Below are 21,609 nucleotides of genomic sequence, written 5' to 3' on the forward strand. Positions count from 1 at the left end.
TGGTCAGGCCCAGGTGCGACACTTGGAGACGATGTGTGCTTGCCTACTATGTGAATCTGGCCCTACGCAGCTTCAAGCGTAACAAGGGCCTGACGATGTTGATGATTGCGGCCATCGGAGTGGGTATCGGCGGCTCAATGACGGCGCTGACGGTCTTCTCCGCCCTGTCGGGAAACCCCATTCCCGCCAAAAGCGAGCGCCTGTTCTATCCACAGCTCGATCCTCGCCCAAAGAGCGATCAGGCCGCTGATGGGGAGCCGGCCGAACAATTGACCCGGTTCGATGCAGAAGCCCTACTCCGCGATCGCAAGGCTGACCGCCAGGCGGTGATGGTTGGCGGCAGTGTGGCCGTTGAACCGGAGGCATCCCATATCCGGCCATTCATTGTCGACGCACGGTACACCTCGGCAGACTTCTTCCCCATGTTCGAGGCACCCTTCCGATATGGCGGGGGCTGGAGCGCCACCGAAGACCAGGGCCGGGCGCAGGTTGCGGTCATCTCGAAGGCGCTGAACGAAAAACTGTTCAGCGGTTCCGACAGCACCGGCAAGAGCCTTCTGGTTGCCGGTCGCCGGTTCCAGATCATCGGCGTTCTTGACCAATGGCGGCCGATGCCGAAGTTCTACGACATGACCAACGATCGCTTCAGCGACGTGGAACAGGTCTTCGTGCCGTTCTGGACCGCGCTTTCGCTGAAACTGGGCATCCAGGGCAGCATGAACTGCTGGGGCGACGTCAGCGCGGATCCAGAAGGCGCGCAGGCCCTCAATGCGCCATGTTCCTGGCTCCAGTACTGGGTCGAGCTTCCGACCGTTGAGCGCGCACAGGCCTATCAAAGGTACCTGCAGAGCTACTCCGAGCAACAACGGGCGGCCGGGCGATTCCAGCGCCCCAGCAACGTCAGGTTGCACAACGTCATGGACTGGCTGGACCAGCGCGGTGCGGTGCCTGCCGATGTGCGGCTGCAGCTCTGGGTGGCCCTGGGCTTCCTGCTCGTATGCCTGCTCAACACGGTGGGCCTGCTGATGGCGATGTTCATGCGACGCGCGCCTGAAATCGGCGTCCGCCGTGCACTGGGCGCTTCTCGTCGGGACATATTCCGGCAATTCCTGGTCGAGGCCGGGACCATCGGTCTGGTTGGCGGTGGCGTCGGGCTGCTGCTCGCCAACATCGGCCTGTGGGCGGTTCGCCATCAGTCCCACAGCTATGCATCGGAAGTGCACATGGGCATGTCGATGCTGCTTGCAACGTTCGTACTTTCGGTTTCTGCCAGTCTGGCCGCAGGCATTTTTCCCGCATGGCGAGCAATGCAGGTAAGTCCTTCGGTGCAGGCAAAGCTGCAATAGGAGAACCGCGGCGGTGCGTGCCCGCGCCTGCACCATGAACCGCCTGCTGCATCCAGCCGTAACGTCGCACCCTTCTGTTCCGGAGATTCCATGAGTATCGGCCCCATCCTCTCCAGTCTCAAACGCAACAAGATCCAAGCGGTTCTGATCATTCTCGAGATCGCGCTCAGCTGTGCGATCGTCTCCAATGCGACCTTCATGATCAGCCAGCGGTTGGAGCGCATGGAGCGGGCGACCGGCTTGGCCGACGACCAGGTCGTGAGGATCAACGTCGCGGGTATTGGCGAGAGTGAGAACCCCGGAGCGCAGGTGCGGCAGGATCTGGCGGAGTTGCGCTCGATCGCCGGCGTCAAGGCCGCCACCAGCCTGAATCATGTTCCGTTCGACAATTCCGCCTGGAATGGATCGGTTCGGCTGGATCGAAACCAGCGCGGCCCCAGCCTCAACGTCGCCATGTACCTGGGCAAGGATCTGCTCGATACCCTTGGACTCACGCTGGTGGAAGGACGGGATTTCTCTCCCTCCGAATACGTCGACTGGGAACAGTTCAATAGCGGTGGCCCGGCGCTGCGGGTGCCATCGGCCATCATCACCCGGGACGTGGCGGAGAGGCTGTTTCCGGGGCAGAGTGCCATTGGCAAGGAAATCTACGCGTGGAACCCTGACAATTCTCCACACCGCATTGTCGGCGTGGTCGAACGCCTGATCCGGCCAAACGACAATGGCGGCATCGAGAACGCCGGCTTCTCGCTGTTGCTACCGATGAAGGATCTGACGATGGGCCGGTTCGCGCTCCGGACCGATCCGTCACAGCGTGAGGCGGTCGAGAAGGCCGCGATCGCAGCGCTCGAACGCAGCAGCAACCGTCGCGTCATCATGGAGCACGCCGCCTTCACCGACGTGATGCGGCAGTACTACCAGAAGGATCGTGACATGGCGTGGCTGCTGGCCATACTCATGATGGGGCTGTTGGCGATCACCGCGCTGGGGCTGTTTGGAATCGCCAGTTTCTGGGTCTCGCAACGGACCCGCAGCATCGGCATCCGGCGCGCGCTCGGTGCAACCCGCAGACAGATCCTGCGCTACTTCCAGCTGGAAAATTTCCTGTTGGTGAGCATCGGCATCGCGCTGGGCATGATTGGCGCCTACGGAATCAACCAGGTGCTGATGAGCCACTACGAGCTGGATCGCCTGCCCGCGCTCTATCTTCCCGTCGGCGCGGCGCTGCTGCTGCTTATCGGCCAGCTGGCGGTATGGTCGCCCGCGCGACGCGCATCCTCGGTAGCACCCGCCGTTGCCACTGGCGGCTTCTGAGGCGCAACAAGCAGTGAAGACGCTGTCGCCCGCACCGTGCCTTCATTGATCACCGTGGCCGGCTTCCACCCTGTACCTGCGCAGGCTCCTGGAAGCCTGCGCAGTTGCCGATGCCCGCGTGGCGTCTTACTCCACCGTCACGCTCTTGGCCAGGTTACGCGGCTTGTCCACGTCGGTGCCGCGCGCCAGCGCGGTGTGGTAGGCCAGCAGCTGCACCGGAATGGTGTGCACGATCGGGCTGAGCACGCCGGCATGGCGCGGCGTGCGGATCACGTGCACGCCTTCGGACTCGTTGAAGTTGCTGTCCTGGTCGGCAAACACGAACAGCTCGCCACCACGGGCGCGCACTTCCTGCATGTTCGACTTCACCTTCTCCAGCAGGCTGTCGTTGGGGGCGATCACCACCACCGGCATGTCCTCGTCCACCAGCGCCAGCGGGCCGTGCTTCAGCTCACCCGCCGGGTAGGCCTCGGCGTGGATGTAGGAGATCTCCTTGAGCTTGAGCGAGCCTTCCAGCGCGATCGGGTAATGCAGGCCACGACCGAGGAACAGCGCGCTGCTCTTGCGCGCGAAACGCTCGGCCCAGGCGGCGATCTGCGGTTCCATGTTCAGTGCGTGCTGCACGCTGCCCGGCAGGAAGCGCAGCTGCTCCAGGTAGTCCGCTTCCTGCGTCGCGTCGATGCGGCCATGCAGCTTGCCCAGCACCACGGTCAGCTGGAACAGTGCGGCCAGCTGGGTGGTGAAGGCCTTGGTCGACGCCACGCCGATCTCGGCGCCGGCACGGGTGTAGCAGACCAGCTCGCTGGCGCGCGGAATCGCGCTTTCCGGCACGTTGCAGATCGACAGCGTGTGCTTGTGGCCAAGCGACTTGGCGTACTTCAACGCTTCCATCGTATCCAGCGTTTCGCCGGACTGGGAAATGGTGACGATCAGGTGCTTCGGGTTGGCATACGCGGCGCGGTAGCGGTACTCACTGGCGATTTCCACACTGCACGGCAGGCCGGCGATGGCTTCGATCCAGTAGCGCGCGGTCAGACCGGAGTAATAGCTGGTACCACAGGCAATGATCTGCACGCCCTCGATGCCCGACAGCACCGCTTCGGCGTTCTTGCCGAACAGTTCGGCCGGGAAGCCACCGGCGTCGATCGCCGCCTCGATGGTATCGCCCAGCGCGCGCGGCTGCTCGTGGATTTCCTTCTGCATGAAGTGGCGGTACGGACCCAGCTCCAGCGAAGCCAGCGACACATCGGACAGATGCACGTCGCGCTCGATCGGCTGGTCATGCTCGTCGAAGATGCGCACGCCATCGCGACGGATCTCGGCGGTGTCGCCCTCTTCCAGGAAGATCACCTTGCGGGTGGCCGAGATCACCGCCGAGACGTCGGAAGCGACGAAGTTCTCGCCCTCGCCCAGGCCGATCAGCAGCGGGCAGCCCATGCGCGCGCAGACGAAGCGCTCCGGCTCGGCGCGGCTGACCACGGCCAGCGCGTAGGCGCCGGTCAGCTCCTTCACCGTGTGCTGCAGCGCCACCAGCAGGTCGTCGCCGCCCTTCAGGTGATGGTGGATCAGGTGCGCGATGACTTCGGTATCGGTCTGCGACTCGAAGGTGTAGCCCATCGCACGCAGCTTCTCGCGCTGCTCTTCGTGGTTCTCGATGATGCCGTTGTGCACCAGCGCAACGCCCTGGCTGATGTGCGGATGCGCGTTGGCCTCGGTGACGCCCCCATGGGTGGCCCAGCGGGTATGGCCAATGCCCAGCACCGCATTGAAGCCTTCGGCTTCGGCTGCCATCGCCATTTCCGATACGCGGCCGGTACGACGGACGCGACGTACTTCGGGGCGCTCGGCATGGTCGATCACCGCGATGCCCGAGGAGTCGTAACCACGGTACTCAAGCCGCTTCAGGCCCTCGATCAGCACCGGCACTACGTCGCGATCGGCGATTGCACCCACGATTCCACACATGTCACGCGTTTCCTTGAAGACGATCGGCGCATTCTAGCCCGCGTGTCCGGCTTCCCCCTCCTGTCCGCTTAATGAAAGTGTCCGGAAAGGTGTCCGCGGACACCCGGACACTTGAGCGCCCCACCCAACCCATTGACCTGAAAGGAAATAAAGTTGGCACGCTACATGCTTGGTAATAACTACCACCGTCAGGCACGCACCCGATGATCCGCGACACTTCCGCACAGGACCAGATCGTTTCCTCCGCCCCGGCCGGCGCCACCCGCGCCAACTGGCAGCGTTACCGCTGGCCGGCAGTGGGCGCCATCGTGCTGCTGGCCGGCATCGGCTGGGCCGTGCACGCGTGGTCCAACGCCAGCCGCTCCTTCGACAGCAGCCGCGTGCGCATCGCCGAAGTGAAGCGTGGCGACCTGGTCCGTGACATCGCCGCCGACGGCCGGGTGATCGCCGCCAACAGCCCGATCCTGTACGCCATCTCGGCCGGTACCGTGGACCTGAAGGTGGTCGCCGGTGACGTGGTCAAGAAGGGCCAGGAACTGGCGATCATCGACAGCCCGGAACTGCGCAGCAAGCTGGCCCAGGAACAGGCCACCCTGGCCGGCCTGGAAGCCGAGGCCAGCCGTGCCGCGCTGGATGCCACCCTGGCCCGGGCCAAGTCGCGCAAGGAAACCGACCAGGCCACGATCGAACGGCAGGCCGCCGACCGCGACCTGCAGCGCTACCAGCGCGGCTACGACGGCGGTGCGGTGCCGCAGATCGACCTGGCCAAGGCCAAGGACTCCCTGAAGAAGGCCGACATCACTCTGGTCAACGCCACCACCGATGCGCGACTGCAGAGCCAGGGCGCGGACCTGGATGCCCGCAACAAGCGCCTGCTGGCCGACCGCCAGAAGGCCGTGGTGGCTGAAGTACAGCGCCAGGTCGATGCACTGACCCTGCGCGCCCCCTTCGACGGCCAGGTCGGCCAGGTGCAGGCCATCCAGTCCACCAACCTGGCCGCCAATGCGCCGGTGCTGGGCGTGGTCGACCTGTCCAAGTTCGAGGTCGAGATCAAGGTGCCGGAAAGCTTCGCCCGTGACCTGGCGATCGGCATGCCGGCGCAGCTGACCGGCGGCAACGGCAAGCCGTTCCCGGGCGAGATCAGCGCGGTGTCGCCGGAAGTGGTCAACGGCGAGGTCAATGCCCGCGTGCGCTTCGCCAGTGAGCAGCCGGAGGGCCTGCGCCAGAGCCAGCGGATGTCGGTGCGCGTGCTGCTCGATACCCGCAAGGACGTGCTGAAGGTCGAGCGCGGCCCGTTCGTCGAACAGGGCAACGGCATCGCCTACGTGATGGATGGACGCACCGCAGTGCGACGTCCGGTGGAACTGGGCGTCAGCAGCCTGGGCGAAGTGGAAATCAAGTCGGGTGTGCAGCCAGGCGACCGCATCGTGGTCTCCGGCAGCGACCTGTTCAAGGACGCCGAACGCGTCTCCGTCAACTGATACCTGATACCTGAATCCTGGAGAGAGGACACCCCATGTACATGCTCGAAATGCGTTCGGTCGCCAAGGTCTTCCGCACCGAACAGGTGGAAACCCACGCGTTGCGCTCACTGGAACTGCAGGTCAAGGAAGGCGAGTTCGTCGCCGTCACCGGTCCGTCCGGCTCCGGCAAGACCACCTTCCTCAACATCGCCGGCCTGCTGGAAACCTTCACCAGCGGCACCTACATGCTTGACGGCCAGGACGTGAGCACGCTGGGCGATGACGCCCGCAGCCGCCTGCGCAACCAGAAGATCGGCTTCATCTTCCAGGGCTTCAACCTGATCCCCGACCTGAACCTGTTCGACAACGTCGACGTGCCGCTGCGCTATCGGAAGATGAGCGCCAACGAGCGCCGCGAACGCATCGAGAAGGCGCTGACCCAGGTCGGCCTGGGCTCGCGCATGAAGCACTATCCGAATGAACTGTCGGGCGGCCAGCAGCAGCGTGCGGCGATCGCGCGTGCGCTGGCCGGCAGCCCGCGCCTGCTGCTGGCCGACGAACCGACCGGCAACCTGGATACGCAGATGGCGCGCGGCGTGATGGAACTGCTGGAGGAGATCAATGCCGCTGGCACCACCATCGTGATGGTCACCCACGACCCGGAACTGGCCGCGCGCGCGCAGCGCAACGTACACATCGTCGACGGCCAGGTTACCGACCTGGTGCGCGAGCCGGTGCTGGCCACGCCGCGCCACATCGTCGCCGTCAACGAGTGAGGTCACTCCCATGTTCGCCTACTACGCCCGATTGGCGGTACGCAGCTTCCGCCGCAACAAGATCCTGACCGCGCTGATGGTGGTCGCCATCGCGCTGGGCATCGGCGCCTCGATGACCACGCTGACGGTGTTCCACGTCCTGTCCGGCGACCCGATTCCCGGCAAGAGCGACCAGCTGTTCTATGTGCAGGTCGAGCCGCGCCCGCGTGGCGGCTACACCCCGGGTGAGGAGCCTGAGGAACAGATGACCCGGCGCGATGCCGAGACCCTGCTGCGCGAGAAGCGCGGCGTCCGCCAGGCGATGATGAGTGCGGGCGGCGGCACGGTGGAACCGGAGCTCAGCACGCTCAAGCCGTTCTCGGTGGATACGCGCTGGACGTCGGCTGATTTCTTCCCGATGTTCGACGTGCCGATGCAGTACGGGCGCGCCTGGAGCAGCAGCGACGATGACAGCCGCAGCCGCGTGGTGGTGCTGTCGAAAGCGATCAACGACAAGCTGTTCCAGGGTGCGGACAGCACGGGTCGCGAGATCCGCCTGAGTGGCCACTCTCTGCGGGTGATCGGCGTGATGAAGAAGTGGAACCCCGAACCCCACTTCTTCGATCTGACCACCGGCAACTACGGCAAGGATGAAGACCTGCTGGTGCCGTTCTCCACTGCGATGGACCTGGAGTTCGGCAGCAACGGCAACATGAACTGCTTCGGCGAGAATCCGGATGGCAGCAGCAACTCGATCAGCGCACCCTGCAGCTGGATCCAGTATTGGGTGGAACTTGACCCGGCCAAGGTCGAGGACTATCGCAGCTACCTGGTCAACTACTCGGACCAGCAGCGCGCGGCGGGCCGTTTCGAGCGTCCCACCAACGTGCGGCTGCGCCCGGTGATGGAGTGGTTGACGTTCAAGAACGCCGTGCCCAGCGACGTGCGCCTGCAGATGTGGCTGGCATTGGGCTTCCTCGGCGTCTGCCTGGTCAACACGGTGGGCCTGCTGCTGGCGAAGTTCCTGCGTCGCAGTGGCGAGATCGGCGTGCGCCGTGCCCTCGGTGCCAGCCGTGGGCAGATCTTCCTGCAATGCCTGGTTGAAGCCGGTGCGGTCGGCGCTGCCGGCGGCGTGCTCGGCATCGGCCTGGCCCTGCTCGGCCTGTATGCGGTACGCCAGCAACCCGTGGACTACGCGAACCTGGCCCACCTGGACGGCAGCATGCTTCTGCTGGCCATCGGCCTGACCCTGTGCGCCAGCCTCGCCGCCGGTTTCCTGCCCGCCTGGCGCGCGATGCAGGTTACCCCGGCCATCCAGCTCAAGTCGCAGTAAGCACGAGTACGAGGACCTCCCATGGATATCCGCCCCATCCTCAGCACCCTGCGCCGTCACAAGACGGCCGCCGCCCTGATCGTGCTGGAAGTCGCCCTGACCTGCGCCATCGTCTGCAATGCCCTGTTCCTGGTCACCCAGCGCGTTGAACGGATCAGCCAGACCAGCGGCCTGGCCGAAAGCGAGCTGGTGTTCGTCCGCGTCAGCGGCATCGGCAAGCAGACCAATGGCCAGGCCCGCACCCAGGAAGACCTGTCCGCCCTGCGCGCAGTTTCCGGGGTGACCGCTGCGGCCAAGGTCAACCAGCTTCCGTTCCGCCCAAACTCCTCCAATACCAGTGTTTCGCTGAAGCAGGAGCAGGAACGCCCGACCGCCTTCGTCACCATGTACATGTTTGGCGAAGGCGGACTGCCCACGCTCGGGCTGCAGCTGACCGCCGGCCGTGACTTCCAGTCCAGTGAATACAGCAACTTCGAGGACGCACAGAAAAACGCTTCAACCAACACCGCCTCCTCGGTGATCATCAGTCGCACGCTCGCCGACAAGCTGTACCCCGGTGAGAATGCGCTGGGGAAAACGTTCTACATGGGCAAGCAGCCACTGCACGTGGTGGGCATCGTCGCTTCATTGGCCACCCCCACCGATTACAACAACAACACCACGCTGTCGATCGTGCTGCCTGTGCGGACTGACTTCACCCAGGGTCCGTACGTCCTGCGCACCGCTCCGGAACGGCGCGAGGAAGTGCTCAAGGGTGCGATCGCCGCGCTTGAACGCAACGACCCCAACCGGCTGGTGCGTGAAAAGCTGACCTATGAGGCGCAGCGCAATGACTACTTCAAGAACGACAGGGCCATGGTCGGACTGCTGATCACCGTGTGCATCTCGCTGCTGGTGGTCACGGCACTGGGCATCATCGGCCTGGCCAGCTTCTGGGTACAGCAGCGCAGCAAGCAGATCGGCATCCGCCGCGCACTCGGTGCCACCCGCGGGCAGATCCTGCGCTACTTCCAGACCGAGAACTTCCTGCTGGCCACGCTGGGTATCGTGCTGGGCATGCTCGCCGCCTATGCGATCAACCTGGCGTTGATGAACATGTACGAGCTACCGCGCATGCCGCTGCTGTACCTGCCGCTGGGCGCGCTGCTGCTGTGGGCACTGGGCCAGATTGCGGTGTTCGGCCCAGCCCGCCGCGCCGCCGCGGTGCCGCCAGCTGTCGCCACGCGGGGCAGCTGAGGCCACGCCCGTCCCGGCCGGGCCGCGCTGCCGGCCCGGCTTACAAGACTCCCCCCCCGAGGGCGGCCCCTGCGCCGCCACGGGTTTGGCTATGCTTGGTGGGTGGCGCCGGGCTCTCCCGGCGTATGGACACGAACACGGCTCCATCGGCGCCGCCCATCCCTTTCTGCAGAACCGCTTGATGCCTTCGATCCTGATCATCGACGACAACGCCAGTGTGGGTACCGCGCTGGACGTGCTGTTCTCCCTGCACGATATCGACACCCTGCAGGCGCAGAGCCCGGCCGAGGGGCTGGCCCTGCTCGAGTCGCAGCCGGTCGACCTGGTGATCCAGGACATGAACTTCAGCGAGGACACCACCTCCGGCGAGGAAGGCGAAGTCCTCTTCGCACAGATCCGTGCGCGCCACCCGGACCTGCCGGTGATCCTGCTGACCGCCTGGACGCACCTGAGCAGCGCGGTGGACCTGGTCAAGGCCGGTGCCGCCGACTACCTGGCCAAGCCCTGGGACGACCGCAAGCTGCTGACCACGGTCAACAACCTGCTGGAGTTGTCCGAGGCACGGCGCGAACTGGACCGCCGACGCAGCCGCGAGCTGCGCCAGCGCAATGCGCTGGAAGAGAAGTACGAGCTGTGCGGTGCGGTGTTCGCCGATCCGGCCAGCGAGCGCGTCATCGCACTCGCCTGCCAGGTCGCGCGCTCCGAACTGCCGGTGCTGATCACCGGCCCCAACGGTGCTGGCAAGGAGAAGATCGCGCAGATCATCCAGGCCAACTCGCTGGTGGCCAAGGGTTCGTTCATCACAGTCAATTGTGGCGCCCTGCCCTCGGAACTGATCGAGGCCGAACTGTTCGGTGCCGAAGCAGGCGCGTATACCGGCGCCAGCAAGGCGCGCGAGGGCAAATTCGAAGCTGCCGACGGAGGCACGCTGTTCCTGGATGAGATCGGCAACCTGTCGCTGGGCGGTCAGATGAAGCTGTTGCGCGTGCTGGAAACCGGTCGTTTCGAGCGCCTGGGCTCCAATCGCGAACGCCAGGTCAAAGTCCGCGTGGTCAGCGCGACCAATGCCGACCTGCCGGCGATGATCCGCGACGGCACCTTCCGCGAAGACCTGTATTACCGCCTCAATACGGTGGAACTGGTACTGCCACCGTTGGCCGAGCGCCCGGGCGACATCGTGCCGCTGGCCGAGCGCTTCCTGACGGCCGGCAAGCCACTTTCCAATGCTGCAACCGCGGCCCTGCAACGGCACCCGTGGCCGGGCAACGTGCGCGAACTGCGCAACGTGATCCAGCGTGCCGAGCTGCTGGCGACCGGCAACCACATCGAAGTGGCCGATCTGAACCTGCCGCGTGCTTCACCTGCACCGCGCCCGGCACCGAGCGCCGGCAATGATCCAGACCGTGCGCGCATCGAGGATGTGCTGGCGCGCAACCACGGCGTCATCGCCCAGGCCGCCGCCGAACTCGGCCTGAGCCGCCAGGCGCTGTACCGGCGCATGGACCGGCACGGCATCCCACGCGAATGAAGCGGCGCTCGTTCACCTTCCGCCTGTTCCTGCGCCTGCTGCCGGTGCTGGCGCTGGCCGCCGCGTTGCCGTGGCTGCTGGCGTACTGGATGGACCATGGCTGGGTGGTGACCACGGTGTCGGCGGTGATCCTGCTGTCACTGATGTGGTGGACCCTGCTCCGCGCCACCGCACCGGTGCGCTCGCTGATGCGTGCACTGTCCGGCACCACCAGCAGCTACCGCGACGGCGAGTACAACTTCGGCGTGTACTGGCCGGGCAACGACGAACTGGGCGACCTGGTGCAGGCGCACCGCGAACTGGGCGATGTACTGCGCGAGCAGCGGCAGGGCCTGGTGCAGCGCGAACTGCTGCTGGACACCATGGTGCAGAACACACCGGTGGCGATGCTGCTGATTGCTTCCGGCGGCGATGGCATCGCCCGCGTGGTGTTCTCCAACCTGGCCGCACGCAAGCTGCTGCATGGTGGCTGGAAGCTGGAGGGCCAGCGCCTGGAAGAGGTGCTGGAACAGGTGCCGGTGGAGCTGCGCGATGCCATCGCCCGTGGCGGCGACAGCCTGTTCGCGGTGCATGCCGAGGGCGAGGACGGCGACGAGGATGACGAGCAGGTCTATCACCTGTCGCGCCGCGCCTTCCAGCTCAACGGCCGTCCGCACGACCTGCTGCTGGTACGCCTGCTCACCGCCGAACTGCGCCGCCAGGAAGTGCAGACGTGGAAGAAGGTGATCCGGGTGATCAGCCACGAGCTCAACAACTCACTGGCGCCGATCGCCTCGCTGGCCCACTCCGGTGGCGTGCTGGTGCAGCGCGAGCGCTTCGATCGGCTGCCCGAGATCTTCACCACCATCGAAGACCGCGCACGCCACCTGGAAGGCTTCATCCGTGGCTATGCGCGCTTTGCCAAGCTGCCGCAGCCGCAACTGCAGACCGTGCACTGGGCACCCTTCCTGTCCAGCCTGCGCCAGCAGATCCCGTTCACCATGGATCGCGAACCGGACGAGGAACTGAGCAGCCGCATCGACATCGCGCAGTTCGGGCAGGCACTGCTGAATCTTCTGAAGAACGCGCATGAAGCCTGCGCCGAGGCCGATCCGCCCAACGATGACGTGCAGGTGCAACTGACGCGGCTGCCGCAGTGGCTGCGCCTGGATGTACTGGACCGCGGCAAGGGCATGAACGAGCAGGTGCTGCAGAACGCACTGATGCCGTTCTATTCGACCAAGCGCAATGGCACCGGCCTGGGACTGGCACTGACCCGCGAGATCGTGGAAGCGCACGGTGGCCGCGTGTCGCTGCAGAACCGCGGTGATGGCGGGTTGTGCGTGTCGATCCTGTTGCCGGTGGGCTGAGCGGGCCGATCGGGTAGAGCCACGCCATGCGTGGCTGTGCCGACCAAGGTCGGCACCTACCAGACGCGCCGCATCACTACCCGCAGGTGCATCGGAAAGCCGAGCGCGGCCTCTTCGGCCATGACTGCGCGCAGACCGTCGTTCCACTCCGCCTCAGGCACTACGTCGAACCCTTCGCTGGCATAGAAGGCTGCATTCCACGGCACATCGCTCAAGGTGGTCAGCACCGCTGCAGCAAAGCCGGCAGCCCTGGCCTGCGCCAAGGCATGGCGCAGCAATGCACGGCCGTGGCCACGACGCGCATGCGCCGGGTCCACGTCCATCTGCAGCACATGGAACTCACCGCACAGTTCGCCAGCCAGCAGGTAACCCGCAACGCCACCATCAGCGGCATCGACTACCCACAGCTGGCCACGCTGAAGGCCGTCCTGCAGGGTCAGCAGGTCCAGGCCGTGGCCGGCGAACACCGGATAGGCTTCGTGGCCCTTCAGCAGCTCACCGGCACGCTGTTCGATCGCCGGCAGCACGCCAAGCTCGTCGGCGTGCGGAAGGCGTGGTTCAGGGCTTCTTGACCGGGCGCTTCCAGCCATCGATGGTTTCCTGTCGTGCACGTGCCAGTGTCAACTTGCCGTCCGGAGCGGTGCGGGTGATGACCGAGCCGGCGGCGATGGTCGCGCCCTCGCCGATCGTCAGCGGTGCCACCAGCGAGCTGTTGGAGCCGATGAACGCGTTGTCGCCGATGGTGGTGGTCGACTTGTTCACGCCGTCGTAGTTGCAGGTGATGGTGCCGGCACCGATGTTCACCCTGCTGCCGATCACCGCATCACCCAGATAGGTGAGGTGATTGGCCTTGCTGCCGACACCGAGGGTGACCTTCTTGGTCTCGACGAAGTTGCCGACGTGCACGCCATCGGCCAGCACGGTACCTGGGCGCAGGCGCGCGAACGGACCGACCAGTGCCGCGCCTTCGGTGACCACGCCTTCCAGATCACAATGCGCGCGTACTTCGGTGCCCGCGCCGAGAGTGACGTCCTTCAGCCGGTTGAACGGACCAATGGTGACGCCGTCACCGAGCACGATGTTGCCTTCAAGGACGACATCGACATCGATCAGCACGTCGCTGCCCACGGTAACGGTGCCACGGATATCCAGTCGTGCCGGGTCGCGCACGCGTGCGCCCTGTGCGCACAGCGCACGCACCGCACGGCGCTGCCAGGCGCGCTCCAGCTGCGACAGCTGCCAGGGATCGTTTGCCCCCTCGGCTTCCTGCGCGTCGGCCACCAGCGCCATCTCGGCCGGGGTGTACTCGTGCGCGGCGAACGCGAACACATCGGTGAGGTAGTACTCGCCCTGCGCGTTGCTGTTGGAGAGCTGCGACAGCCAGCGGCGCAGCGCGGTCGATTCTGCGGCGATGATGCCGGTGTTGATCGTGCGCACGCGCAGCTGGTCATCGGTGGCGTCCTTCTGCTCGACGATCGAGCCCACCTTGCCCTCCGCATCACGCAGCACGCGGCCGTAACCGGTCGGGTCATCGACGTCGGCCACCAGCACCGCCAATCGCCCCGGCTGCGCCAGCAGGTCGCGCAGGGTCCGCGCGCGGATCAGCGGCACATCGCCGTACAGCACCAGTACCTGCGCAGCATCGGGAACCTGCGGCATCGCCTGTGCGACGGCGTGCCCGGTACCGAGCTGCTGTGCCTGCGCGGCCCATTGCAGATCGGGCTGGTCGGCGAAGTACTGACGCACCGCCTCGCCACCATGGCCGTAAACCACGTGGATGGCCGCCGGCTGCAGCTCGCGGGCCGCATCGATCACGTGCGCCAGCATCGGTTGGCCGGCGATCGGCTGCAGCACCTTCGGCAGCACCGACTTCATGCGCTTGCCGGCGCCGGCGGCGAGGATGATGACGTGCAGGGCTTGGGTCATGGGAGCGGCAGTCCGTGATTCGTTGCCGGTGATTCTAGAGCGTGGGCCGTTAACATGGGCATCCCTCCTCCTTCACCATCCCGATGAGCCTCGTCCGCCAGGGAAGCGCCTACCTCGTGATCGGGCTCGTGCAGCTGCTGGTCGATTGGCTGGTGTTCGTGGTCGCCACCGCGCTGGGCATGCCGGTCGCACCGGCCAACGTCGCCGGACGCCTGGCCGGCATGCTGCTGGGCTTCTGGCTCAACGGCCGCTACACCTTTGCCGAGGCCGGCACGCACAAGCTGGGCTGGAGGCGTTTCGCACGCTTCTTCGGGCTGTGGCTGCTGCTGACCGCGGCAAGCACATTGCTGGTGAGCCTGGTCGACCACGCGCTGGGCCTGCAGTACACCTGGCTGGCCAAGCCGCTGGTGGAAGGCGGGCTGGCGTGCGTGTCGTTCCTGTTGATGCGCTACGTGGTGTATCGCTGAAACGACGTCGGGATCGGTAGCGTCGGCTGACAGTCGACGCTACCCGATCGGCCCAGCCACACTCCCCAAACAAAAACGCCGGCACAGGGCCGGCGTTCTCGTGGGTGCAGCGCGAACCTCAGTGCTTGAGATTCTTGCGCAGGCGCTCCAGCGCCTGCAGCTGGACGACGGCTTCAGCCAGCTTCTGCTGGGCTTCGGCCACTTCCATCGCTTCGCCGCGGTTGGCCAGGATGCGCTCGGCTTCTTCCTTGGCCTTGCGGACCGAGGCTTCGTCGATGTCCTGCGCGCGGATCGCGGTGTCGGCCAGCACGGTCACTACCTGCGGCTGCACTTCCAGGATACCGCCGGAAATGGCGAAATCCAGCTGCTCGCCGTTCGGCGTGGTCACCACCACCTTGCCCGGCTTCAGGCGGGTGATCAGCGGCGCGTGCTTGGGCGCGATGCCCAGTTCGCCCAGCTCACCGGTGGCCACGACCAGGGTCGCTTCGCCACGGAAGATTTCCTGCTCGGCGCTGACGATGTCGCAACGGATCGTGCTCATGCAAATCTCTTCGCTGTTCGCGGCGGCGCAATGCCACCGTGGGGGTCCACCGGCGCGGGCGGTTGCCCGGCGCCGGCGTCAGGTCGGGCAGGATCGCTCCCGCCCGTCCCGGATCAGGCCTTCTCGGCCATCTTCTTGGCCTTCTCGACCGCTTCTTCGATGCCGCCGACCATGTAGAACGCCTGCTCCGGCAGGTGGTCGTACTCGCCATCGACGATGGCCTTGAAGCCACGGATGGTGTCCTTCAGCGGCACGTACTTGCCCGGCGAACCGGTGAACACTTCGGCCACGTGGAACGGCTGGCTGAAGAAGCGCTCGATCTTACGGGCGCGCGACACGGCCTGCTTGTCCTCTTCGGACAGCTCGTCCATGCCCAGGATCGCGATGATGTCCTTCAGTTCCTTGTACTTCTGCAGGGTCTGCTGGACGCGCTGGGCGGTGTCGTAGTGCTCGTGGCCGATGACCAGCGGGTCCATCTGGCGGCTGGTGGAGTCCAGCGGATCGACGGCCGGGTAGATACCCAGCGAGGCGATCGAACGCGACAGGGTCACGGTCGAGTCCAGGTGGGCGAAGGTGGTCGCCGGCGACGGGTCGGTCAGGTCGTCCGCGGGAACGTAGACGGCCTGGATCGAGGTGATCGAACCGTTCTTGGTCGAGGTGATGCGCTCCTGCAGAACGCCCATTTCCTCGGCCAGGGTCGGCTGGTAACCCACGGCGGACGGCATGCGGCCCAGCAGTGCCGACACTTCGGTACCGGCCAGGGTGTAGCGGTAGATGTTGTCGACGAACAGCAGGACGTCCTTACCCTTGCCGTTTTCGTCCTTCTCGTCGCGGAAGTACTCGGCCATGGTCAGGCCGGTCAGGGCGACGCGCAGACGGTTGCCCGGCGGCTCGTTCATCTGGCCGTACACCATCGCCACCTTGTCCAGGACGTTGGAGTCCTTCATTTCGTGGTAGAAGTCGTTGCCCTCACGGGTACGCTCACCCACGCCGGCGAACACGGACAGACCGCTGTGCGCCTTGGCGATGTTGTTGATCAGTTCCATCATGTTGACGGTCTTGCCGACGCCGGCGCCGCCGAACAGGCCGACCTTGCCGCCCTTGGCGAACGGGCACATCAGGTCGATGACCTTGATGCCGGTTTCCAGCAGCTCGGTGGCCGGGGACTGGTCTTCGTACGACGGGGCCGCACGGTGGATTTCCCAGCTGTCGCTGGCCGCCACCGGGCCGGCTTCGTCGATCGGACGGCCGAGCACGTCCATGATGCGGCCCAGGGTGCCAGCACCGACCGGCACGGAGATGCCGCGGTTGGTGTTGGTGGCAACCAGGTTGCGCTTCAGGCCGTCGGTGGAACCGAGGGCGATGGTACGCACCACGCCGTCGCCCAGCTGCTGCTGGACTTCGAGGGTGATTTCGGTGTTGTCGACCTTCAGTGCGTCGTACACCTTCGGCACCGACTCACGCGGGAATTCGACGTCGACGACCGCGCCGATGATCTGAACGATCTTGCCCTGACTCATTGCTGCATCCTCTAAATGTGTGCTTTGAACGAACGCGGTCAGACTGCTGCCGCGCCGCCGACGATTTCGGAGATTTCCTGGGTGATCGCTGCCTGGCGCGCCTTGTTGTAGACGAGCTGCAGGGTGCCGATCAGCTTGTTGGCGTTGTCGCTCGCCGCCTTCATCGCAACCATGCGTGCCGCATGCTCGGAGGCGACGTTTTCCAGCAGTGCCTGGTACACCAGCGACTCGATGTAACGCGTCATCACGTGCTCGAGCACGGTCGCGGCATCGGGTTCGTACAGGTAGTCCCAGTCGTGGTGAGCGACCTGCTTCTCAGCCGGCGGCAGCGGCAGCAGCTGATCGAAGCTGGCCTTCTGCACCATGGTGTTCACGAAGCGGTTGTAGACCAGGTACACGCGGTCGATCTTGCCTTCGGTGAAGGCGTCGAGCATGACCTTGATCACACCGATCAGCGATTCCAGCTTCGGCACGTCGCCGATGTGGGTCACGCTGCCGACCATGTTGACCTTCACGCGGCGGAAGAAGGTCGAAGCCTTCTGGCCGATGGTCACCAGGTCCACTTCGGCACCCTTGTCCTGCCATGCCTTGGCTTCGCCCAGCATCTTGCGGAACAGGTTGTTGTTCAGGCCGCCGGCCAGGCCGCGATCGGAGGAGATCACGATGAAACCGACCCGCTTGACCTGTTCGCGCTCGACCAGGAACGGATGCTGGTAATCGGTACTGGCCTGGGCCAGGTGGCCGATCACCTGCTTCATCGCCTGCGCGTACGGACGCGAGGTCTTCATCCGATCCTGCGCCTTGCGGATCTTGGAGGCCGAGACCATTTCCAGGGCGCGCGTCACCTTGCGGGTGTTCTGCACGCTCTTGATCTTGGTTTTGATTTCGCGTCCGCTTGCCATCTCTTGTTTCCCGTGGCGCGGGGCTGATGCCCCGCGTTGTTCAACCGTTTGAGCGGGGCGAGCCCCGCTCTACGAGCGCTGGATTACCAGCTGCCGGTGGTCTTGAACTCGGCGATGCCCTTCTTGAAGGCACCTTCGATGTCGTTGTCCCAACCGCCGGTGGCGTTGACCTTGCTGATCAGCTCGCCCTGGGTGTTGGCGAAGTGGGCGTGCAGGCCTTCTTCGAACGCCAGCAGCTTGTTGACCGGCACGTCGTCGAGGTAACCCTCGTTGACGGCGTAGATCGACAGCGCCTGGTTGGCGATCGACATCGGCGCGTACTGCTTCTGCTTCATCAGCTCGGTGACGCGCTGGCCACGCTCCAGCTGCTTGCGGGTCGCTTCGTCCAGGTCCGAGGCGAACTGCGCGAACGCAGCCAGCTCGCGGTACTGGGCCAGCGAGATACGGATGCCGCCCGACAGCTTCTTGATGATCTTGGTCTGGGCCGAGCCACCGACGCGCGACACCGAGATACCGGCGTTCACGGCCGGGCGGATGCCGGCGTTGAACAGGTCGGTTTCCAGGAAGATCTGGCCGTCGGTGATCGAGATCACGTTGGTCGGAACGAAGGCGGACACGTCGCCGGCCTGGGTTTCGATGATCGGCAGCGCGGTCAGCGAACCGGTCTTGCCGGTGACCTTGCCTTCGGTGAACTTCTCGACGTATTCCTCGGACACGCGGGCAGCGCGTTCCAGCAGACGCGAGTGCAGGTAGAACACGTCACCCGGGTAGGCTTCACGGCCCGGCGGACGCTTCAGCAACAGCGAGATCTGGCGGTAGGCGACGGCCTGCTTGGACAGATCGTCGTACACGATCAGCGCGTCTTCGCCGCGGTCCATGAAGTACTCACCCATGGTGCAGCCCGAGTAGGCGCTGATGTACTGCATGGCAGCCGATTCGGAAGCGGTCGCGGCCACCACGATGGTGTGGGCCAGCGCGCCGTTCTCTTCCAGCTTGCGCACGATGTTGGCGATGGTCGAGGCCTTCTGGCCAATCGCAACGTACACGCACTTGATGCCGGTGCCCTTCTGGTTGATCACCGCATCGATCGCCATGGCGGTCTTGCCGGTCTGGCGGTCACCGATGATCAGCTCGCGCTGGCCACGGCCGATCGGGATCATCGAGTCGACCGACTTGTAACCGGTCTGCACCGGCTGGTCGACCGACTTGCGCCAGATCACGCCCGGAGCAACGCGCTCCACCGGAGCGGTCAGGTCGGTGCCCAGCGGGCCCTTGCCGTCGATCGGCTCGCCCAGCGCGTTCACGACGCGGCCCAGCAGTTCCGGACCGACCGGCACTTCCAGGATGCGGCCGGTGGTCTTGGCGACGTCGCCTTCGCGCAGGTTCTCGTAGTCACCCAGGACCACGGCGCCGACCGAGTCGCGCTCCAGGTTCAGGGCAAGTGCGAAGGTGTTGTTCGGCAGTTCGATCATTTCGCCCTGCATCACGTCGGCCAGACCGAAGATGCGCACGATGCCGTCGGACACGCTGGTCACGGTGCCTTCGTTGCGCGATTCCGCGGCCAGCTTGACCTTCTCGATGCGGTTCTTGATCAGTTCGCTGATTTCGGAGGGGTTGAGCGTGGTTGCCATCGTCAAGTCCTAGTGCCGGCAGCGGGGCCGGACGTTAAATGAATTCAGTTAGCGAGCGCGGTCTGCAGACGGGCCAGCTTGCCCTTCAGCGAACCATCGATGACCACGTCGCCGGCGTCGATCACGGCGCCGCCGATCAGCGAAGCATCGACCGCGGTGGTCACGTCGACCTCGCGGTTGAAGCGCTTGCGCAGCGCAACCTTGATCGCGTCCAGCTCGCCGGCCGACAGCTCGGAAGCCGAGGTCACCGTGGCCTTGACCACGTGCTCGGCTTCGGCGCGCAGGGCGTCGAACATGCCGGAGATTTCCGGCAGCAGCGGCAGACGATGCGATTCGGCCAGGATGGCCAGGAAGCGCGAGTAGGTCTCGCCGTGGGACACCGGCGCCAGCAGGGCGACGGCGTCGTCACGACCCAGCTCCGGGTTGGCGAGCAGGGCCGCCACGCGCGGGTCGGCGGCGACGTGGGCGGAGAACGCCAGGGCGTCCGACCACGGCGCGAACGCGCCTTCGTCGCGCGCGGTCGCGAACGCGGCGCGGGCGTACGGGCGGGCAAGCGTGAGGGCCTGGCTCATCCTTAGATCTCCGAGGCCAGCTCGTCGAGCAGCGCCTTGTGGGCGTTGGCGTCGATTTCGCGCTTGAGCAGCTTTTCGGCACCGGTCACGGCCAGCGCGGACACCTGCTTGCGCAGATCTTCACGGGCACGGTTGGCGGCGGCGTCGATTTCAGCCTGGGCCAGTTCCTTCTGACGGGTGGCTTCGGTGATCGCTTCGTTACGGGCAGCATCAACGATCTGGTTGGCACGCGCGTGGGCCTGATCGATGATCTCGTTAGCCTTGGTGCGGGCTTCCTTCAGCGCTTCGTTGACCTTCTCCTGCGCCTGGGCCAGATCTTTCTGGCTGCGGTCAGCAGCAGCGAGGCCTTCAGCAATCTTCTGCTGGCGCTCTTCGATCGCGTTCATCAGCGGCGGCCAGATCTTGGTCGCGATGATCCAGATCAGACCAGCGAAGGCCAGCGCCTGCGCAAGAAGGGTGAAATTGATATTCATGGTTAGCTCGATCGCTGGTTTCGGGGTGGACGCGCCGCCGTAGCGGCGCATCCGGCCTTCATCCGAAACCGGGTGCATCAGCACCCGGTCGTCTCAAACCGCTGTATCAGCCGGCCAGAGCCTTGGTGACGGCGCCAGCAAAGGCAGCCGACAGCGGGTTGGCGAAGGCCAGCAGCAGGCCAACGGCGACCGAGATGATGAACGCGGCGTCGATCAGGCCGGCGGTGATGAACATGCGGACCTGCAGGACCGGGATCAGTTCCGGCTGGCGGGCGGCCGACTCCAGGAACTTACCAGCCATGATGGCCAGACCCAGACCGGCGCCCAGCGCGGCCAGGCCGATCATGATGCCGACGGCAAGGGCGGTGGAGCTCTGAATCTGCGCGAAGTTGGTCAGGACGGCGAAGTACATGGTTATCTCCAGGAACTTAAGTTGCTAAGGGTGATGAAACGGATGAAGGTTGAAACGCGTTGAAGCTTGAAACTCAGTGAGCGTCTTCCGACAGGCTCAGGTACACGATCGACAGCATCATGAAGATGAAGGCCTGCAGCGGGATCACCAGCAGGTGGAACAGCATCCAGCCAAGGCCGAACACACCACCTGCGATGGCACCGAAGAAACCGGCACCACCCAGCACCCAGATCAGCAGGAACACGATTTCGCCGCCGAACATGTTGCCGAACAGTCGCATCGCCAGCGAGATCGGCTTGCTCAGCCACTCGACGATGTTGAGGATCAGGTTGAACGGCATCATCCACTTGCCGAACGGGGCCGTCAGGAATTCCTTGACGAAGCCGACCAGGCCCTTGGACTTGAGCGCGAAGAACAGCATCAGGAAGAACACGCTGATGGCCATGCCGAGGGTGGCGTTGACGTCAGCGGTCGGGACCGGCTTCCAGTAGTGAACGCCCACCCATTCCAGCGGCTTGGCGATGAAATCAGCCGGGATCATCTTCAGCAGATTCATCAACAGGATCCAGAAGAAGATCGTGATGGCGATCGGCGTGACCAGCTTGCTCTTGCCGTGGTAGGTGTCCTTGGCCTGGCGGTCGACGAACTCCAGGCAGATCTCGACGAAGGCCTGCCACTTGCCCGGCACGCCAGCAGTGGCCTTGCGGGTCCCCAGCCAGAACGCGACAACGATCACCAGGCCCATCAGGACAGCGGTGAGGAAGGTATCGACGTGGATATGCCAGAACATACCCTCACCCTTGCCGACCGGTGCGGTCAGGTTGTGCAGGTGATGCTGGATGTAGCTGGTAGGGGTTAGAGCCTCGCCCGCCATGT

The 21,609-nt window shown here is 65.1% G+C and carries 20 protein-coding genes; 9 read left to right on the top strand and 11 right to left on the bottom strand.

The genetic code is table 11. The features are described 5' to 3' along the window. The first annotated feature begins 35 nt into the window (after positions 1 to 35). Both ACZK1G_RS19270 and ACZK1G_RS19275 read left to right on the top strand, forming a co-directional pair. Positions 36 to 1,346, top strand: coding sequence for an ABC transporter permease (locus ACZK1G_RS19270; protein ID WP_101766113.1), 1,311 nt, complete (start codon positions 36 to 38; stop codon positions 1,344 to 1,346). Positions 1,347 to 1,436: 90 nt separating this feature from the next. Next, positions 1,437 to 2,660, top strand: coding sequence for an ABC transporter permease (locus tag ACZK1G_RS19275; protein ID WP_049445938.1), 1,224 nt, complete (start codon positions 1,437 to 1,439; stop codon positions 2,658 to 2,660). 126 nt (positions 2,661 to 2,786) lie between these two features. On the opposite strand, the gene glmS is transcribed toward ACZK1G_RS19275, so the two are convergent. Then, positions 2,787 to 4,625, bottom strand: coding sequence for a glutamine--fructose-6-phosphate transaminase (isomerizing) (gene glmS, locus ACZK1G_RS19280; protein ID WP_101766114.1), 1,839 nt, complete (start codon positions 4,623 to 4,625; stop codon positions 2,787 to 2,789). Positions 4,626 to 4,828: 203 nt separating this feature from the next. Here glmS and ACZK1G_RS19285 point away from each other — a divergent pair, with 203 nt between their 5' ends. From ACZK1G_RS19285 to ACZK1G_RS19310, 6 genes are all read left to right on the top strand, one after another. Continuing rightward, complete coding sequence (locus tag ACZK1G_RS19285; protein WP_101766115.1) at positions 4,829 to 6,106, top strand: efflux RND transporter periplasmic adaptor subunit; 1,278 nt, start codon at positions 4,829 to 4,831, stop codon at positions 6,104 to 6,106. A gap of 35 nt (positions 6,107 to 6,141) precedes the next feature. Beyond that, positions 6,142 to 6,864 (top strand): ABC transporter ATP-binding protein, encoded by a 723-nt coding sequence (locus ACZK1G_RS19290; protein ID WP_005419487.1) that lies wholly within the window; start codon positions 6,142 to 6,144, stop codon positions 6,862 to 6,864. 10 nt (positions 6,865 to 6,874) lie between these two features. Continuing rightward, positions 6,875 to 8,176, top strand: a complete 1,302-nt coding sequence (locus ACZK1G_RS19295; protein WP_049445932.1) for an ABC transporter permease — start codon at positions 6,875 to 6,877, stop codon at positions 8,174 to 8,176. A 21-nt stretch (positions 8,177 to 8,197) separates the two neighbouring features. Continuing rightward, positions 8,198 to 9,412 (top strand): ABC transporter permease, encoded by a 1,215-nt coding sequence (locus ACZK1G_RS19300; RefSeq protein WP_101766116.1) that lies wholly within the window; start codon positions 8,198 to 8,200, stop codon positions 9,410 to 9,412. Between the two features lie 181 nt (positions 9,413 to 9,593). Beyond that, positions 9,594 to 10,940 (top strand): sigma-54-dependent transcriptional regulator, encoded by a 1,347-nt coding sequence (locus ACZK1G_RS19305; protein WP_101766117.1) that lies wholly within the window; start codon positions 9,594 to 9,596, stop codon positions 10,938 to 10,940. After that, on the top strand, positions 10,937 to 12,289 hold the full coding sequence (locus ACZK1G_RS19310; protein ID WP_049445927.1) for a sensor histidine kinase: 1,353 nt from the start codon (positions 10,937 to 10,939) through the stop codon (positions 12,287 to 12,289). The genes ACZK1G_RS19305 and ACZK1G_RS19310 overlap by 4 nt, the downstream gene beginning before the upstream one ends. A 56-nt stretch (positions 12,290 to 12,345) precedes the next feature. Here the strand turns inward: ACZK1G_RS19310 and ACZK1G_RS19315 are convergent, their stop codons facing one another. Together ACZK1G_RS19315 and glmU are read right to left on the bottom strand one after the other, a co-directional pair. Then, positions 12,346 to 12,879 (bottom strand): GNAT family N-acetyltransferase, encoded by a 534-nt coding sequence (locus ACZK1G_RS19315; RefSeq protein WP_049445926.1) that lies wholly within the window; start codon positions 12,877 to 12,879, stop codon positions 12,346 to 12,348. Further along, positions 12,848 to 14,215, bottom strand: coding sequence for a bifunctional UDP-N-acetylglucosamine diphosphorylase/glucosamine-1-phosphate N-acetyltransferase GlmU (gene glmU / locus ACZK1G_RS19320; RefSeq protein ID WP_101766118.1), 1,368 nt, complete (start codon positions 14,213 to 14,215; stop codon positions 12,848 to 12,850). The genes ACZK1G_RS19315 and glmU overlap by 32 nt, the downstream gene beginning before the upstream one ends. Positions 14,216 to 14,298: 83 nt before the next feature. On the opposite strand from glmU, the gene ACZK1G_RS19325 reads away from it, so the two are divergent. Continuing rightward, positions 14,299 to 14,682, top strand: a complete 384-nt coding sequence (locus ACZK1G_RS19325; RefSeq protein ID WP_101766119.1) for a GtrA family protein — start codon at positions 14,299 to 14,301, stop codon at positions 14,680 to 14,682. Positions 14,683 to 14,800: 118 nt separating this feature from the next. On the opposite strand, the gene ACZK1G_RS19330 is transcribed toward ACZK1G_RS19325, so the two are convergent. The 8 genes from ACZK1G_RS19330 to atpB all read right to left on the bottom strand — a co-directional run bounded on the left by ACZK1G_RS19330 (position 14,801) and on the right by atpB (position 21,607). Beyond that, positions 14,801 to 15,223: a F0F1 ATP synthase subunit epsilon gene (locus ACZK1G_RS19330; protein WP_005419509.1), complete on the bottom strand. Its 423-nt coding sequence runs from the start codon at positions 15,221 to 15,223 to the stop codon at positions 14,801 to 14,803. Positions 15,224 to 15,336: 113 nt separating this feature from the next. Further along, on the bottom strand, positions 15,337 to 16,743 hold the full coding sequence (atpD, locus tag ACZK1G_RS19335; protein WP_010481327.1) for a F0F1 ATP synthase subunit beta: 1,407 nt from the start codon (positions 16,741 to 16,743) through the stop codon (positions 15,337 to 15,339). A gap of 38 nt (positions 16,744 to 16,781) precedes the next feature. Then, positions 16,782 to 17,645, bottom strand: coding sequence for a F0F1 ATP synthase subunit gamma (gene atpG, locus ACZK1G_RS19340; protein ID WP_005411129.1), 864 nt, complete (start codon positions 17,643 to 17,645; stop codon positions 16,782 to 16,784). An 83-nt stretch (positions 17,646 to 17,728) separates the two neighbouring features. After that, positions 17,729 to 19,276, bottom strand: a complete 1,548-nt coding sequence (gene atpA / locus ACZK1G_RS19345) for a F0F1 ATP synthase subunit alpha (RefSeq protein ID WP_014038567.1) — start codon at positions 19,274 to 19,276, stop codon at positions 17,729 to 17,731. A 44-nt stretch (positions 19,277 to 19,320) separates the two neighbouring features. After that, a complete protein-coding gene (locus tag ACZK1G_RS19350) occupies positions 19,321 to 19,848 on the bottom strand; it encodes a F0F1 ATP synthase subunit delta (RefSeq protein ID WP_032129048.1) in 528 nt (175 codons plus the stop codon). Positions 19,849 to 19,850: 2 nt separating this feature from the next. Continuing rightward, positions 19,851 to 20,321: a F0F1 ATP synthase subunit B gene (locus tag ACZK1G_RS19355; RefSeq protein ID WP_005419512.1), complete on the bottom strand. Its 471-nt coding sequence runs from the start codon at positions 20,319 to 20,321 to the stop codon at positions 19,851 to 19,853. Between the two features lie 106 nt (positions 20,322 to 20,427). Further along, positions 20,428 to 20,733 carry a F0F1 ATP synthase subunit C gene (atpE, locus tag ACZK1G_RS19360; protein ID WP_005411133.1) on the bottom strand — a complete coding sequence of 102 codons (306 nt, stop codon included), beginning with the start codon at positions 20,731 to 20,733 and terminating at the stop codon, positions 20,428 to 20,430. A 73-nt stretch (positions 20,734 to 20,806) separates the two neighbouring features. Next, on the bottom strand, positions 20,807 to 21,607 hold the full coding sequence (gene atpB, locus ACZK1G_RS19365; RefSeq protein WP_014038569.1) for a F0F1 ATP synthase subunit A: 801 nt from the start codon (positions 21,605 to 21,607) through the stop codon (positions 20,807 to 20,809). Positions 21,608 to 21,609 lie beyond the last annotated feature (2 nt).

Source organism: Stenotrophomonas sp. 109824_Sma (assembly GCF_056480025.1).